Raw genomic sequence first — 14,948 nt, 5'->3', positions numbered from 1 at the left:
GGACAACTCAGTGGGGCTATGGAGTGCCTGAACTCGTACTGGAATCAAACGGACGGACCTGGACGTTGGACCCGTCCAGGCCCTACACCCTCGGCCGCGATCCGCAGGGTGACATCGTCTTCGACGACGCCAGGGTGTCCTGGCGGCATGCCACGATCAGCTTCGACGGCCGCAGTTGGGTCATCGACGACCACGGCAGCACCAACGGCACATTCGTGCAGGGGCGGCGGATCGAGCACACGGAGATCGGCCCGGGTACGGCGCTGCATCTCGGTAACGCGACCGACGGGCCGCGGCTGAATCTGTCCGGTGCCGCGGCCGCCCAGCAGCAGTCCGCGCCGTACGCCGCGCAGGGCGCCGGGGCTCCGGGCTGGGCCCAGCAGGCGCCGGTACCGCAGCAGGCCATGGCCCAGCAGGCACCGGTACAGCAGGCACCGGTACCGCAGCAGGCACAGCACGCCGGGTGGCAGCAGCAGCCGGCGCAGGCGTCGGCGTTCCCGCAGCAGCAGGTAGGGCCCGCCGATCAGCACGCGCAGACGCCCGGTGGTGGCGCGGGGGCACCGCCGGTCCACGGCGACCGGAGCCCGACCACGTTCCACCAGTTCTCCATCGGCCGCGTGATGCGCATCGGCCGTGCCCTGGAGAACGAGCTGGTCGTCTCCGACCTCCAGGTCTCCCGGCACCACGCCGAGTTCCACTCGACGCCCGACGGCCGCTTCGAGATCCGTGACCTGGGATCGCACAACGGCACCTACGTCAACGGCCAGCCGATCGCCAAGGGCGGCTCGGTGCTGCTCGGCCCGAGCGACATCGTCGGCGTCGGCCACTCCACCTTCCGGATCGTCGGCGACCGCCTCGAGGAGTTCGTCGACACCGGTGAGGTCTCCTTCTCCGCGCGCCATCTGACCGTCACGGTCGACGGCGGCAAGCAGATCCTGAAGGACGTCTCCTTCGGCGTCCCGGAGAAGTCGCTGGTCGCGGTCATCGGCCCGTCCGGCTCCGGCAAGTCGACCCTGCTCAAGGCGCTCACCGGCTACCGGCCCGCCAACCAGGGCGAGGTGCTGTACGACAACCGGAACCTGTACAAGCAGTTCGCCGAGCTGCGCCAGCGCATCGGTCTGGTCCCGCAGGACGACATCCTGCACAAGGAGCTGACCGTCAAGAAGGCCCTGAAGTACGCGGCCAAGCTGCGCTTCCCGGCCGACACCACCGGGCAGGAGCGCGACGCCCGCATCGACGAGGTGCTGCGCGAGCTGAAGCTCGACATCCACAAGGACAAGAAGGTCACCTCGCTCTCCGGTGGCCAGCGCAAGCGTGTCTCGGTGGCCCTGGAGCTGCTCACCAAGCCGTCGCTGATCTTCCTGGACGAGCCGACCTCCGGTCTCGACCCGGGCATGGACCGCGATGTCATGCAGCTGCTGCGCGGCCTCGCCGACGACGGCCGCACCGTCCTCGTCGTCACCCACTCGGTGGCCGAGCTGGCGCTGTGCGACAAGCTGCTGGTGATGGCGCCGGGCGGTGCGGTCGCCTACTTCGGCCCGCCCGAGGAGGCGCTGAACTTCTTCGGCTACGACAGCTGGGCCGACGTCTTCTCCGCCTTCGAGAACTACCGCGACTACGACTGGGCGGACCGCTGGAAGGGCTCGCAGCACTACCAGATGTACGCGGCGGACATCGACGCGGTCGCCCCGCAGTCCGTACACATGCCTCCGCCGCAGGCCATCAAGCCGCCCAAGCCGCAGGCGTGGGGCTCGCAGCTGATGACCCTGATCCGGCGCTATGTGTCGGTCATCGTCTCCGACAAGGGCTTCCTGGCGCTGACGGTGATCCTGCCGGCGGTGCTCGGCTCGGTCAGCCTCCTGATCGACCACAAGCGGGGCCTGCTGGTGAACCCGGTGATCAACAAGATCACCGGCACGCACGTCCCGAACGGCACGGCCACCACCGTGCTGCTGATCCTCGCCGTCGGCGCGTGTTTCGCGGGCGCCGCGAACTCGGTCCGTGAGCTGATCAAGGAACGGGTCATCTACGAGCGGGAGCGCGCGACGGGTCTGTCCCGGTCGGCGTACCTGATGTCCAAGGTCGTCGTGCTCGGCGCCGTGACCGTGCTCCAGGGCCTGCTGGTCGGCGTGATCGGCTTCTCCAGCCGGGAGATCCCGGACCAGGGGGTCGTGCTCGGCGGCTCGACGCTGCTCGAGCTGTGCCTGCCGATCATGGCGCTGGGCTTCACCTCGATGATGGTCGGCCTGGTGATCTCCTCGCTGGTGAAGACCGCCGAGAAGACCATGCCGCTGCTGGTGATGTTCGCGATCATCCAGGTCGTGTTCACCGGCTGCCTGTTCACCCTGCACGGCACGCTCGGTGTCAACGAGTTCTCGTATCTGATGCCGTCGCGCTGGGCGGTGGCCGCGGCCGGTGCCACGCTGGACTTCAACAACATCGCGCCGAACACCGACGACCCGAGCAGCACCGACCCGCTGTGGAACCACACGGGCGGGGCCTGGACCCTGGACATGGTCGCGCTGATCGTGCTCGGCGTGATCTGCGGCTTCTTCGTGGCCCGCTTCCTGCGCCGCCACGAGCCGGAGGTCATGCGCAAGTAGGCACGCGCGCGGCAGGAAAGCCGAAGGGCGGCACCCCGTTTCCGGGGTGCCGCCCTTCGGCGTCACGTCGCTGAGGTCCGCGCCAGGCCTCAGTACGCGCTGTTGACGTTGTCCATCGAGCCGTAGCGGTGCGCCGCGTAGTTGGCGGCGGCGGTGATGTTGGCGACCGGGTCGTAGATGTTCCACGACGTGCCGGACACGTGGTAGGTGTTGAAGGTGGGCTGGATCACCTGCAGCAGGCCCTTGGACGGGATGCCGTTGATGGCGTTGATGTCCCAGTTGTTGATGGCCATCGGGTTGCCCGAGGACTCGCGCATGATGTTGCGGTGCAGGCCGTTGTAGGAGCCGGGGATGCCCTTGGCCTGCATGATGCTCAGGGCCTCGCGGATCCAGCCGTCGAGGTTGTTCGCGTACGTCGTCGTGGCGGCGACCGTCTCCATCTGCGGGCGCTGCGCGGAGCGGCTCGCGGCCTCGTCCGCGGTGCGCTGCTGGGCGGCCTTCTTCGCGGCGGCCTCGTCGGCGGCCTTCTTCGCCGCGGCCTCGTCGGCGGCCTTCTTCTTCGCGGCGAGGGCGTCGAGCTTGACCGTGTCGGTGGCGAGCTGGTCGGTGACCGTGCCCTTGACGTTCTTCAGCGGCGCGCTGCTCGCGACCTGGGCGGTCGTGGCCGTGGCACCGGTGGTGACGGTCCCGGCGTTGCCGGGGGCGGCCGAGAAGGCCAGGGCGGCCGTGCCGAGAGCGACGGCACCGGCGACGGCGATCTTGCCCTGCTTGGTCAGGGCACGACTATGAACTCGGCCGAGGATGTTCTTGGGCATGGCTGCTGGACCTCTCGTTAGCGCGGAGGTCGCTCCTGCGTCCGCCGGGGGAATCGCTCCTCCCGCACGAACGCTGCGGGGCGGAAACCCACGGCGCTGAGCGACGGGAGCCATTCTTAGCTGGCGCAAAATGCCCAGGCAAAGGTGTGACCTACGATCCCCGGTAGTGGATCGGGTAAGGGCAAAACGGGACAGACTAGACCGTCTGTCCCGTTCATGTGGGGAAGCTTTATCTCCTATGTCCGTTCGTACGTGATGTGGACCCTATGTGCGGGCTCACATCGGTGACGTAACGGTTTCACCAGGAGTTGCCATCGCAACGCTCTGTGTGAGGGTTCTCCTCCCGGAGGATGAGGTGCGTGTCGCCGAACTCGTGCCACAGGTAGAGCCCACGCAGTGCCTCCTCGTACGCGCGGTCGACCGCGGCCCGCCCCGCGATCGCCTCCAGCATCAGCAGATGCGAGGCCTGCGGCTCGTGCAGCCCGGTCAGCAGCCCGTCCACCACCCGCACTCCGCGTTCCGGCGTGACGACCAGGTCCGTCCACCCCTCGGCCGCCCGCACCACCCCGCCCGGCCCCGCCGCCGACTCCACGGCCCGCACGGCGGTCGTGCCCACCGCGATCACCTGCCCGTCACCGGCCCGCACCGCGTTGATCAGCCGCGCGGAAGCCTCCGGCACCACGAACCGCTCCGGATACGGCGGCTCGTGCGCCTCCGCCGACGCCACCCCCGTGTGCAGCGTGACCGGCGCGAACTGCACCCCCCGGCTCACCAGCTCCGCCACCAGCCGCGTGGTGAACGGCCGCGCCGCACTCGGCATCTCCGCACTGGCCTGCCCGTCCGCCGACGGCAGCGCGAACACCGTCTGGTACGCCGACAGCGGCTGGTCCCGCTCCGTATAGGAGTAACGGATCGGCCGCCCGTGCTCCCGCAGCACCTCCGTCACGTCCGCCCCGGCGGCCCGCGCCCACCACAGCCGCTCCCCGCGCTCGCTCAGGGGCTCCTCGAGGACCAGTCGCGTCCCGCCCGGCAGCGACACCCCTGTTCCCGCATATGTACCCGTACGCGCGCGTGTGGTGCCCCGTCCGTCCGGTTCCCGCAGCTCGACCGCCCACCGGCCGTCGTCGCCGAGCGTGGAGAAATGCACCACCACGCGCGCGTACCCGACCCGCCCGTTCACCGCGGCGGCCCGCGTGGGCGAGGTGTTCACCACCAGCAGGTCCCCGGCCCGCAGCAGCCGCGGCAGCGCACGGAAGGCGTGATGCGTCACCTCCGTACCGCGCGAGACCAGCAGCCGTACGGCGTCCCGGTCCAGCCCCGGCCCCCGCTGCTCGGCCGGCACCCGCGCGGCCAGCTCCTCCGGTACGCGCACGGGGGTCCTCATCGCTCCTCCAGCAGTGCCGGAGCCGCGTACCGCCCGCTGGCGGGCCGCTCCGCCAGCAGCCGCAGGAACGCCGGTACGACAGCCTCCGGCGCCTGACGCGGATCGTGGTCGTCGGGTACGGCCGCCGTGTACAGGTCCGTCGCCATGTCCCCGGGGTCCACCGCCCACACCCGCAGCCCCGGCTCCTCCACGCCCAGCACCGCCGCGAGCTGGTCCAGGGCCGCCTTCGAGGCGCCGTAGCCGCCCCACGTCCCGTACGCCTCGGCCGCCGCGTCCGAGCTGACCGCGATCACCGTCCCGGCCGGCGACTCGCGCAGCGGCGACAGCGCCTCGCGGACCAGGCCCAGCGCGGCCACCACGTTCACCTCCAGCGCCCGCCGCAGCCCCTCCAGCGGCAGCTCGGCCAGCGGTACCAGCGGCTCGGCACCCAGCGCGCTCGCATTGCTCACCAGCAGATCGACGCCGCCCAGCCGGCGCGCGGCCGCCACCAGCGCGGCCCGGTGCCCGGCGTCCGTGACATCGCCGGGCAGAGCCTCCACGCGCGTACCGTGCCCGGCGACCGCCTCCACGGCCTCCTTCAGCGCCCCGGCGCCCCGCGCGTCGAGCACCAGATCCCAGCCGCGCGCGGCCAGTGCCTCGGCGAGCGCCCGTCCCAGCCCCTTCGAGGCCCCCGTGATGATCGCTACCGGCATGACAACCGTCCCCTCGTCGCCGACCGCCCGGTCGGGCGGTGAGCACACCGTAGGAACGGCACCGCCCCGGCCGCCTCGGACGCGGGCCGCAAAGCCCGGGGGCCCTTCGGCGTACGCCGCCCGCCCCGGGCCGCGGGACCTACGCCACCCGCCCTAGGTCCAGCGGACCGGTCCGGGCCCCCAGCGGTCCGATCCGCGCTGTCACACCCCGCCGGTACCGTGAGGACATGAGTCAAGGCCCCCGGTCCGGCCTCGCCGCGGTGAGCGCCGCGTTGCTGGCCATGAGCAGGCATCTGGAGGTGCGCGACGTCCTGAAGACGATCGTCGCCTCCGCCCGCGAGCTGCTCGACGCGCAGTACGCCGCCCTCGGCGTCCCCGACGACCACGGCGGCTTCGCCCAGTTCGTCGTCGACGGCGTCAGCGACGACCAGTGGAAGGCCATCGGCCCGCTGCCCCGCCAGCACGGCATCCTCGCCGCGATGCTGCAGGAGGCCCGCCCCGAGCGCCTCGCCGACGTGCGCAAGGACCCCCGCTTCGAAGGCTGGCCGGCCGCACACCCCGACCTGGTCGACTTCCTCGGCCTGCCCATCCGCGACGGCGACGAGGTCATCGGCGCCCTGTTCCTCGCCAACAAGCTGCGCTCCGCCGGGGGACACCCCCCACACCCCCCGAGCCCGAAACCGGAAGGCGGTTGCGGTTTCACGGAAGAGGACCAGGAACTGCTCTCCATCCTCGCCCAGCACGCCGCCATCGCCCTCACCAACGCCCGGCTCTACGAACGCAGCCGCGAGCTCACCATCGCCGAGGAACGCTCCCGCCTCGCCCACGAACTGCACGACGCGGTCAGCCAGAAGCTCTTCTCGCTGCGCCTGACCGCCCAGGCCGCCACGGCCCTCGTCGACCGCGACCCCACCCGCGCCAAGGACGAACTCCATCAGGTCGCCGCGCTCGCCGCCGAGGCCGTCGACGAACTGCGCGCAGCCGTCGTGGAGCTGCGCCCCGCCGCCCTCGACGAGGACGGCCTGATCGCCACCCTGCGCACCCAGACCCAGGTCCTCGACCGCGCCCACACCGCGCGCGTGACCTTCGCCAGCAACGGCTTCCGCGCCCTGCCCGCCGCCCAGGAGGAAGCCCTCCTCAGGGTCGCCCAGGAGGCCCTGCACAACGCGCTGCGCCACTCCGGCGCCGAGCACGTCGCGGTGCGCGTGGACCGGCGTGGCGGCGGCGCCGTGCTGCGCGTCAGCGACGACGGCACCGGCTTCGACCCGCAGAAGGTCCGCCGCGCCGGACGGCATCTGGGCCTGGTCTCGATGCGGGACCGGGCGAGCGGGGCGGGCGGCACACTGACCGTGGAATCGGTGCCCGGCAAGGGCACCACGATCGAGATGGAGGTCCCCGGTGGCTGACCCGATCAAGGTGCTGCTCGTCGACGACCACCAGGTCGTCCGCCGGGGCCTGCGCACCTTCCTGGAGGTGCAGGACGACATCGAGGTGGTCGGCGAGGCCGTCGACGGCGCCGGGGGAGTCGCCCGCGCCGAGGAACTGCGCCCGGACGTCGTCCTCATGGACGTCAAGATGCCGGGCATGGACGGCATCGACGCCCTGCGCAAGCTCCGTGAACTCGCCAACCCCGCGCGCGTGCTGATCGTCACCAGCTTCACCGAACGGCGCACGGTGGTCCCGGCCCTGCGCGCGGGCGCCGCCGGGTACGTCTACAAGGACGTGGACCCCGACGCCCTCGCCGGCGCCATCCGCTCCGTGCACGCCGGCCACGTCCTGCTCCAGCCGGAGGTCGCCGAGGTCCTGCTCTCCCAGGAGGAGGCCAACTCCGGCCAGGGCAGAGGCACCTCGCTCACCGAGCGGGAGCGCGAGGTGCTCGGTCTGATCGCGGACGGCCGCTCCAACCGCGAGATAGCCCGCGCCCTCGTCCTGTCCGAGAAGACCGTCAAGACGCACGTCTCCAACATCCTGATGAAACTCGACCTCGCCGACCGCACCCAGGCCGCGCTGTGGGCCGTACGCCACGGCGTGACCGGCTGAAACGCCCTCCGCAACGCCTCGCCGCGGCGGTCACTCACGGCAACCTCGAGGGTCAGGCTCCGGACTGAGGTTCATACCGTCGTGGGAATGTCACCCGGACGGCGCATCCTTCGGCGGGCCACACCGTTTTCCAGTGCGTGCTGCGGCGAACCGCCGTGGTGAACGTCTAGGAGGGGTTGGAAAGTGAAGAACCTGAAGAAGGCAGCGGCCGTGACGATGGTGGCCGGTGGTCTCATGGCCGCCAGTGCGGGCCTGGCCTCCGCCCACGCCGGCTCCCAGGCCGCCGGCCAGGCCGAGGGCTCCCCGGGTGTCGTCTCGGGCAATGTCGCTCAGGTGCCGGTGCACATCCCGGTGAACGCGGTCGGCAACAGCGTGAGCGTCGTCGGCGTGCTGAACCCGGTCTTCGGCAACCTCGGTGTCAACCAGTGAGGTCCCGCCGCCAGTGACCACAGGCCTCCCGGGTGACCGGGAGGCCTGTCCGCTTGTCGTCCGACCGCACCGAACGGGCAGTCGGACCTGCAGCCGCCGTACCTGTTCGGATCGCTCCGGCGTCGATCAGCGCACGACCCACGGTCGGCTCGGCCCAGCACCCGCAGGAGGAACCCGTCCTGTGAACGCCGCCGAGAAGGCCGCTCCCGCCGTGACCGCCACCGGTATCGCCGTCGGCGCTTCCGTCGGCGCCGCCGTCACCGACACCAACGCGAAGGACGCGGCCGAGAACTCCCCGGGCGTCGCCTCCGGCCTGGTGGCCCGGGTTCCGCCGGACGTCCCGGTGCACGCCACGGGCCCGACCGCCAACCTGATCGGCGCCCTGAACCCCGCGTTCGGCGACAAGGTCGCGAACAAGCAGGGCGGTGGGCTCCGCAGGCCACGCACGATCCGTGGAGCCCCGCTCCCGCTGTCCGCCGCGACCGGCTACCGCACCCCGCGCTCCCGCTCCTCCACGATGGAGTTGTACGCCGCGACCTGCGCCCGCCGAGCCGTCCGCTCCACCGGCCGCAGCGCCTCCGCCCGGGCGGCGATCTCGGCGGAGCTGACCGCACCCCCGTGCCCGTTGCCGTACGCCAGCGAGATCAGCAACGCGACCCGCTGCGCCAGCTCCAACACCCGTACCGCACGCGGCGGATACCCCGGCGCCAGCAGCTGCCGGCCGCACTCGGCCCGCGCCCGGTACGCGTCGATCGCCGCCTCCGCCACCGGACCCGACCCGGCGACGTCCAGCTTCGAGAGCACCTCGGTCGCCTCGCGCAGCGCCTCCGCCAGCTCCCGCTCGGCCTCGCCCAGCGACGGCACGTCGGCGGGCGGCGCCTCCCGCACCGGCAGCACGTGCCAGACCACCTCGGCATGCACATCACCGGCGGGACCGGCCTCGTACACCTGAGGCACCAGCCCGAACGCGGCCCCGAAGCAGACCACCGCCTCCTCGGCCTCCAGCGCCCGGGCATTGAACTCCGGCGGGCCGCTCAGCCCCAGCGGATGGCCGGGCGCCGGCAGCGCCACCCGCAGCCCGGTCGCCCCCAGCGTCCGCAACCGCCCCAGCGCGAGCGTGAGCCCGACCGGCGCGGACTCACCGGGCAGCCCCTCCACCCGGTGCACCGTGTCTTCGCCCACAATGGCGAGCGCGGCGTCATCCGGAGAGACAAGTCCGGCCAATAGGGCATTTCCCCAAGCGGCAAGGCGTCCTGAGCGCGGTTCCGAGAGCATGCCCCCACCCTAAGGACCGGACCGATGGAATGGAGCGGGGCACTCGTGGCGTAGATTTCATGAGGGCCGCGCCCACCGGCACTGCGGCCCGAGCCACAGGCGTACGCGACAGCCGAGACCGGCCACACTGCAAGGGGAGACAACGCGCTCATGAGCGATGTTCTGGAGCTTCAGGACGTATCCGTGGTCCGTGAGGGCCGGGCTCTGGTGGACCAGGTCTCCTGGTCGGTGAAGGAGGGCGAACGCTGGGTCATCCTCGGCCCCAACGGCGCCGGCAAGACCACCCTCCTGAACGTCGCCTCCAGCTACCTCTACCCGAGCAAGGGCACCGCCACCATCCTCGGCGAGACCCTCGGCAAGCCCGGCACCGACGTCTTCGAGCTGCGGCCCCGCATCGGCGTGGCCGGCATCGCCCTCGCCGAGAAGCTCCCCAAGCGCCAGACGGTCCTGCAGACGGTCCTCACGGCCGCCTACGGCATGACCGCCGGCTGGCAGGAGGAGTACGAGGACGTCGACGAGCAGCGCGCCCGCGCCTTCCTCGACCGCCTCGGCATGAGCGACTACCTCGACCGGAAGTTCGGCACCCTCTCCGAGGGCGAGCGCAAGCGCACCCTCATCGCCCGCGCCCTGATGACCGACCCCGAGCTGCTCCTGCTGGACGAGCCCGCCGCCGGCCTCGACCTCGGCGGCCGCGAGGACCTGGTCCGCCGCCTCGGCCGCCTCGCCCGCGACCCGATCGCCCCCTCGATGATCATGGTCACGCACCATGTCGAGGAGATCGCCCCCGGCTTCACCCACGTCCTCATGATCCGCCAGGGCAAGGTCCTCGCCGCCGGCCCGGTCGAGCTGGAACTGACCTCCCGCAACCTCTCCCGCTGCTTCGGCCTCCCGCTCGTCGTCGAGCAGGCCGGCGAGCGCTGGACCGCCCAGGGCCTGCCCCTGTCCTGAGCCCTCCGCGCTCCTCTTCGCGCCCTGTCCGCCGCCCCGGCCCCGGCCCTACCATGACCATGTGAACGACATCGACGCATGGGTGTGGTGGCTCGTAGGCGCGGCGGCGCTCGGAATCCCGCTCGTGGTCACCGCGATGCCGGAGTTCGGCATGCTCGCGGTGGGAGCCGTCGCGGCCGCGGTCGTCGCCGGACTCGGCTTCGACGCCGTCATCCAGGTCCTCGCGTTCGTCGTCGTCTCCGTCGCCCTCATCGCCGTCGTCCGCCCCATCGCCAACCGGCACACCCGGCAACGCCCCCGACTCGCCACCGGCATCGAGGCGTTGAAGGGCAAACAGGCCGTCGTACTGGAACGGGTCGACGGCTCCGGCGGCCGCATCAAGCTCGCCGGCGAGGTCTGGTCGGCACGCGCCCTGGACACCGACCGGGCCTACGAAGTCGGCCAGGAGGTGGACGTCGTGGAGATCGAGGGGGCCACCGCGATCGTCATCTGAGCCATCTGAGCAGCGAGTTGGGCCGCGGTCTGTCAGACTCGACCAGCAAGATCTTCCACAGCCATAAGATCTGCCGAAGAGGTTGAGGCGGAGAGGGGTACGGGGAAACGATGGAACCGGTCATCATCGTCCTGATCATTCTGGTGGTGTTGGTCTTCATCGCCCTGGTCAGGACCATCCAGGTCATCCCACAGGCCAGCGCCGCCATCGTCGAGCGCTTCGGCCGCTACACGCGGACCCTCAACGCGGGACTGAACATCGTGGTCCCGTTCATCGACACCATCCGCAACCGCATCGACCTGCGTGAACAGGTCGTACCGTTCCCGCCCCAGCCGGTGATCACCCAGGACAACCTGGTCGTGAACATCGACACGGTGATCTACTACCAGGTCACGGACGCGCGGGCGGCCACCTACGAGGTCGCCAGCTACATCCAGGCCATCGAGCAGCTGACGGTCACCACGCTCCGCAACATCATCGGCGGCATGGACCTGGAGCGCACCCTCACCTCCCGCGAGGAGATCAACGCGGCCCTGCGCGGCGTCCTCGACGAGGCGACGGGCAAGTGGGGCATCCGCGTCAACCGCGTGGAACTCAAGGCCATCGAACCGCCCACCTCCATCCAGGACTCGATGGAGAAGCAGATGCGCGCCGACCGTGACAAGCGCGCCGCGATCCTCACCGCCGAAGGTACGCGCCAGGCCGCCATCCTCACCGCCGAGGGCGAGAAGCAGTCCCAGATCCTGCGCGCCGAGGGTGAGGCCAAGGCAGCGGCGCTCCGCGCGGAGGGCGAGGCCCAGGCGGTCCGCACGGTCTTCGAGGCGATCCACGCCGGCGACCCGGACCAGAAGCTCCTGTCCTACCAGTACCTCCAGATGCTCCCGAAGATCGCCGAAGGCGACGCCAACAAGCTCTGGATCGTCCCCAGCGAAATCGGCGACGCCCTCAAGGGCCTCTCCGGCGCGATGGGCAACTTCGGCCCCCTGGGCGGCGGTTCGGGCAACGGAGGCTCCGCCGCAGAACGCCGGGAGAAGCCGAGCATCGACTGAGGGATCCCTACGACGCCGATTCCGGCCGCACCCCTTCCCGGGGCGCGGCCGCAGTCATACAGAACCCGGCAGACGACTAGGCCGCATCCCGGGAGAGCCACTCAGGCAGCGCGGCGAAGTCCTCCTGCCCCAAGGTCAAGAGCATCGCGTCAGCAGGCGTCGGCTCGAACGGCTCCCGCAGCAAGGCCATCCCCGCCTCCGCAGGCGTCCTAGCAGCCTTGCGGTGGTTGTCCTCCGCACACGCGGCGACGGTATTCAGCCAGGTGTCCTGCCCACCCTGCGCCCGCGGCAGCACATGGTCCACCGTCGTAGCCCTGCGCCCGCAGTACGCGCACCGGTGCCGGTCCCGGACCAGCACTCCCCGCCTCGACCACGGGGCTTGTCTTCGGAACGGCACCCGTACATATCTGCACAACCTGATCACCCGTGGCGCAGGTATGTCCACATCGGCACCGCGCATGCGCAGTTCGGGATGGGCCTGCTCGACGACGGCCTTGTCCTGGAGCACCAGAACCACGGCTCGGTTCAGGGTCACCGTCGACAGCGGCTCGAAGCTCGCGTTCAGCACCAGCGTGTCACGCATCCAGCCCACCTCCCGTGTGCACCTGCCCACCCCCGGCGGGCTCGGATCAACTCTGGACGGGCGCGCCGAGATGGACAACGCAATAAAAAATGCCCGCCTCCGATCACTTCCAAGACCGGAGACGGGCAAACGTTCAATGAACGCTCGACTGAATTGTGGTGCTGCGCTCAGCCCTGCGCGGGGTTCTCGTACTCACCGATGAGCTGCGCACGCGCGATCGCGTGGAACCGCAGATTGAAGCCGACGACGGCGGGCGAGACGTCGGCATCCGGACCGAGCTTCTCCTGGTCCACCGCGTACACCGTGAAGACGTACCGGTGCGGCCCGTCCCCGGGCGGGGGCGCGGCACCGCCGAAGTCCTTCGACCCGTAGTCGTTGCGTACCTGCACCGCCCCGTCGGGCAGCCCGTCGAACTTACCGCTGCCCGCACCGGCCGGAAGCTCCGTCACCGAAGCCGGGATGTCGAACAGGACCCAGTGCCAGAACCCGCTGCCGGTCGGCGCGTCGGGGTCGTAGCAGGTCACGGCGAAGCTCTTGGTCTCAGGCGGGAAGCCCTCCCACCGCAGCTGCGGCGAGGTGTTGCCCTCCGCGTGGACCTGAGCGTCCTTGAGGGTGGCACCCTCCTCGATGTCCGCGCTCGTCACCGTGAACGACGGCACGGGCGGATGGAAATCGTGGGGGAGCGGCCGCCGCTTGAGCTCGGTCACCTCGGTACCTCCTGATCGATGATCTGGAATCAGCAGTTCCCGAGCCTAGAACCAGTTGCGCTTGCTGCCGACCTCGGACAGCCACTGGTTGAGGTAGGCCGCCCAGTCGGTCCCCTGCCAGTCGTACTGCCCCACCTGGAAGGACCGGTAGGTGTCCGAACCCTCGCTGAACAGACCCGGCTTCTTGTCCATCTCCAGGACGACGTCCATCGCGTGCTCGTCGGCCACGAAGCTCAGCTCGACCTGGTTCAGACCCCGGTACTGCGCCGGCGGGTGGAACTCGATCTCCTGGTAGAACGGCAGCGTCTGCCGCGTCCCCCGGATGTGACCGCGCTCCATGTCCGCGTTCTTGAAGCGGAAGCCCAGCTGGATGAAGGCGTCCAGGATGGCCTTCTGCGCCGGCAGCGGGTGCACGTTGATCGGGTCCAGATCGCCGGAGTCCACGGCCCGCGCGATGGCCAGCTCGGTGCTCACCCCGATGTGCATGCCGCGCAGCGCCTGCCCGTCGATCATCGTGACCGGCGTCTCCCAGGGGATCTCGAGCCCGAACGGCACCGCGTGCACGGCGCCTGCCTGCAACTCGAAGGCACCACCGAGCCGCACCTTGGTGAACTCGATGTCCTGCTTGTACTCCTGGTCGCCGCTCTCCACCTCGACCTTGGCCTGCAGCCCGACCGACAGCCCCTCGATGTCCTGGCTCACGGAACCCCCCTGGATCCGCACCTCACCCTGGACGACACCGCCCGGGACGACGTTGACCTCGGTCAGCACCGTCTCGACGGACGCCCCGCCGGCCCCGAGGCTCGCGAGCAGCTTCTTGAACGCCATTGACTCTCCCTTTACGAACGGACCTCGCCCCTACAAACGCGATCCGCCCCTGACCGGTTCCGCCGGCGACATGCCGCGTCTGCACTACCCTCGGGCGGCATGATCGCGTCCCCGGACCGTACGCCACTGCCCAGAGAGTTCTTCGACCGCCCGGTCCTGGAGGTGGCACCGGACCTGCTCGGCCGCATCCTGGTCCGCACGACCCCCGAGGGCCTGATCGCCGTGCGCCTCACCGAGGTCGAGGCGTACGACGGCCCGAACGACCCCGGCTCACACGCCTACCGCGGCCGCACCGCCCGCAACGAGGTGATGTTCGGCCGGCCCGGGCATGTGTACGTCTACTTCACCTATGGCATGTGGCACTGCATGAACCTCGTCTGCGGTCCCGAGGGCCGGGCGAGCGCCGTCCTGCTCCGCGCCGGCGAAGTGATCGAGGGTGCCGACCTCGCCCGCAAACGTCGACTTTCGGCCCGCAACGACAAGGAACTGGCCAAAGGCCCGGCCCGTCTGGCCACGGCTCTCGGGATCGACCGTGCCCTGAACGGCACGGATGCGTGCGCCCCGGGCGAGACGCCCCTGCGCATGCTGACCGGTACGGCGATCCCCGCTCACCAGGTACGGAACGGTCCCCGCACCGGCGTGTCCGGCGAAGGCGGCGACGGCGACGTCCATCCGTGGCGCTACTGGGTCGCTGACGACCCGACAGTCAGCCCCTACCGGGCCCATGCACCCAAGCGGCGCCCAAGTTGACGCGTCCCTGGAAGGTGCGTAATGTATCCCGAGCCGCTGAACCGGGTACGGCAATCGCCTGCAGCCGGAGCGGCCAACCCACTACCTAGTCACAACCCCTCGTCGGGGTCGATTTCGGCGCGCCCGCGTGCCCGGAATTCGAACTCCGAGACCCGATTATGGGCCGCCGAGAAAATGGGCTAACGTAGTGAATGTCGAAAGGCCGACGGGCGAAAGCCCAAAGCCCCGAGACAATCCCGCCGACCGGGAATCGGACGCCGAAAGGATCTGATAGAGTCGGAACCGCCGGAAAGGGAAACGCGAGAGCGGGAACCTGGAAAGCACCGAGGAAATCGGATCGAGAAAAGATCTG

The 14,948-nt window shown here is 70.4% G+C and carries 15 protein-coding genes and 1 pseudogene; 9 read left to right on the top strand and 7 right to left on the bottom strand.

The annotated features are described in order from the left end of the window. Positions 1–23: 23 nt before the first annotated feature. A complete protein-coding gene (locus ADK64_RS04075) occupies positions 24–2,603 on the top strand; it encodes an FHA domain-containing protein (protein WP_053654857.1) in 2,580 nt (859 codons plus the stop codon). 89 nt (positions 2,604–2,692) lie between these two features. Here ADK64_RS04075 and ADK64_RS04070 read toward each other — a convergent pair whose 3' ends face one another. From ADK64_RS04070 to ADK64_RS04060, 3 genes are all read right to left on the bottom strand, one after another. Continuing rightward, the gene (locus ADK64_RS04070; RefSeq protein WP_053654854.1) at positions 2,693–3,418 is read right to left on the bottom strand and encodes a transglycosylase SLT domain-containing protein; all 726 of its coding nucleotides are present in this window, start codon (positions 3,416–3,418) and stop codon (positions 2,693–2,695) included. A 298-nt stretch (positions 3,419–3,716) separates the two neighbouring features. Continuing rightward, positions 3,717–4,802 (bottom strand): S-adenosylmethionine:tRNA ribosyltransferase-isomerase, encoded by a 1,086-nt coding sequence (locus ADK64_RS04065; protein ID WP_053654852.1) that lies wholly within the window; start codon positions 4,800–4,802, stop codon positions 3,717–3,719. Further along, entirely contained in the window at positions 4,799–5,494 is a 696-nt protein-coding gene (locus ADK64_RS04060; protein WP_053654850.1) for an SDR family NAD(P)-dependent oxidoreductase, read from the bottom strand. Before ADK64_RS04060 ends, ADK64_RS04065 begins: the two co-directional genes overlap by 4 nt. Positions 5,495–5,721: 227 nt before the next feature. On the opposite strand from ADK64_RS04060, the gene ADK64_RS04055 reads away from it, so the two are divergent. The 4 genes and pseudogenes from ADK64_RS04055 to ADK64_RS48605 all read left to right on the top strand — a co-directional run. Continuing rightward, entirely contained in the window at positions 5,722–6,900 is a 1,179-nt protein-coding gene (locus ADK64_RS04055) for a GAF domain-containing sensor histidine kinase (protein ID WP_053654848.1), read from the top strand. Continuing rightward, on the top strand, positions 6,893–7,534 hold the full coding sequence (locus tag ADK64_RS04050) for a response regulator (protein ID WP_053654846.1): 642 nt from the start codon (positions 6,893–6,895) through the stop codon (positions 7,532–7,534). Before ADK64_RS04055 ends, ADK64_RS04050 begins: the two co-directional genes overlap by 8 nt. A 183-nt stretch (positions 7,535–7,717) precedes the next feature. Continuing rightward, complete coding sequence (locus ADK64_RS04045; protein ID WP_053654844.1) at positions 7,718–7,963, top strand: chaplin; 246 nt, start codon at positions 7,718–7,720, stop codon at positions 7,961–7,963. Next, a pseudogene (locus ADK64_RS48605) lies at positions 7,950–8,366 on the top strand (chaplin); the annotation flags it as partial. The gene ADK64_RS04045 and the pseudogene ADK64_RS48605, both read left to right, overlap by 14 nt. A gap of 83 nt (positions 8,367–8,449) precedes the next feature. Here the strand turns inward: ADK64_RS48605 and ADK64_RS04040 are convergent. Continuing rightward, positions 8,450–9,238: a hypothetical protein gene (locus ADK64_RS04040; RefSeq protein WP_078992488.1), complete on the bottom strand. Its 789-nt coding sequence runs from the start codon at positions 9,236–9,238 to the stop codon at positions 8,450–8,452. A 150-nt stretch (positions 9,239–9,388) separates the two neighbouring features. Here ADK64_RS04040 and ADK64_RS04035 point away from each other — a divergent pair, with 150 nt between their 5' ends. The 3 genes from ADK64_RS04035 to ADK64_RS04025 all read left to right on the top strand — a co-directional run bounded on the left by ADK64_RS04035 (position 9,389) and on the right by ADK64_RS04025 (position 11,728). After that, complete coding sequence (locus ADK64_RS04035) at positions 9,389–10,186, top strand: ABC transporter ATP-binding protein (RefSeq protein ID WP_053654840.1); 798 nt, start codon at positions 9,389–9,391, stop codon at positions 10,184–10,186. A gap of 61 nt (positions 10,187–10,247) precedes the next feature. After that, on the top strand, positions 10,248–10,679 hold the full coding sequence (locus ADK64_RS04030) for an NfeD family protein (protein WP_053654838.1): 432 nt from the start codon (positions 10,248–10,250) through the stop codon (positions 10,677–10,679). Positions 10,680–10,789: 110 nt separating this feature from the next. Beyond that, positions 10,790–11,728, top strand: coding sequence for an SPFH domain-containing protein (locus ADK64_RS04025; RefSeq protein WP_053654836.1), 939 nt, complete (start codon positions 10,790–10,792; stop codon positions 11,726–11,728). A gap of 76 nt (positions 11,729–11,804) precedes the next feature. Here ADK64_RS04025 and ADK64_RS04020 read toward each other — a convergent pair whose 3' ends face one another. The 3 genes from ADK64_RS04020 to ADK64_RS04010 all read right to left on the bottom strand — a co-directional run bounded on the left by ADK64_RS04020 (position 11,805) and on the right by ADK64_RS04010 (position 13,846). Next, on the bottom strand, positions 11,805–12,311 hold the full coding sequence (locus ADK64_RS04020; RefSeq protein ID WP_053655161.1) for an HNH endonuclease: 507 nt from the start codon (positions 12,309–12,311) through the stop codon (positions 11,805–11,807). Positions 12,312–12,478: 167 nt separating this feature from the next. Further along, positions 12,479–13,018, bottom strand: a complete 540-nt coding sequence (locus ADK64_RS04015) for a YbhB/YbcL family Raf kinase inhibitor-like protein (protein ID WP_053654834.1) — start codon at positions 13,016–13,018, stop codon at positions 12,479–12,481. 45 nt (positions 13,019–13,063) lie between these two features. Further along, positions 13,064–13,846: a sporulation protein gene (locus ADK64_RS04010; protein WP_053654832.1), complete on the bottom strand. Its 783-nt coding sequence runs from the start codon at positions 13,844–13,846 to the stop codon at positions 13,064–13,066. Positions 13,847–13,945: 99 nt separating this feature from the next. Between ADK64_RS04010 and ADK64_RS04005 the strand changes: the two genes are divergently transcribed. Further along, a complete protein-coding gene (locus ADK64_RS04005; RefSeq protein WP_053654830.1) occupies positions 13,946–14,596 on the top strand; it encodes a DNA-3-methyladenine glycosylase in 651 nt (216 codons plus the stop codon). The last annotated feature ends 352 nt before the right edge of the window (positions 14,597–14,948 follow it).

Origin of the sequence: Streptomyces sp. MMG1121, assembly GCF_001280015.1 — a bacterium.
Lineage (GTDB): Bacteria > Actinomycetota > Actinomycetes > Streptomycetales > Streptomycetaceae > Streptomyces.
This window is presented reverse-complemented; position numbering and strand designations above follow the sequence as displayed.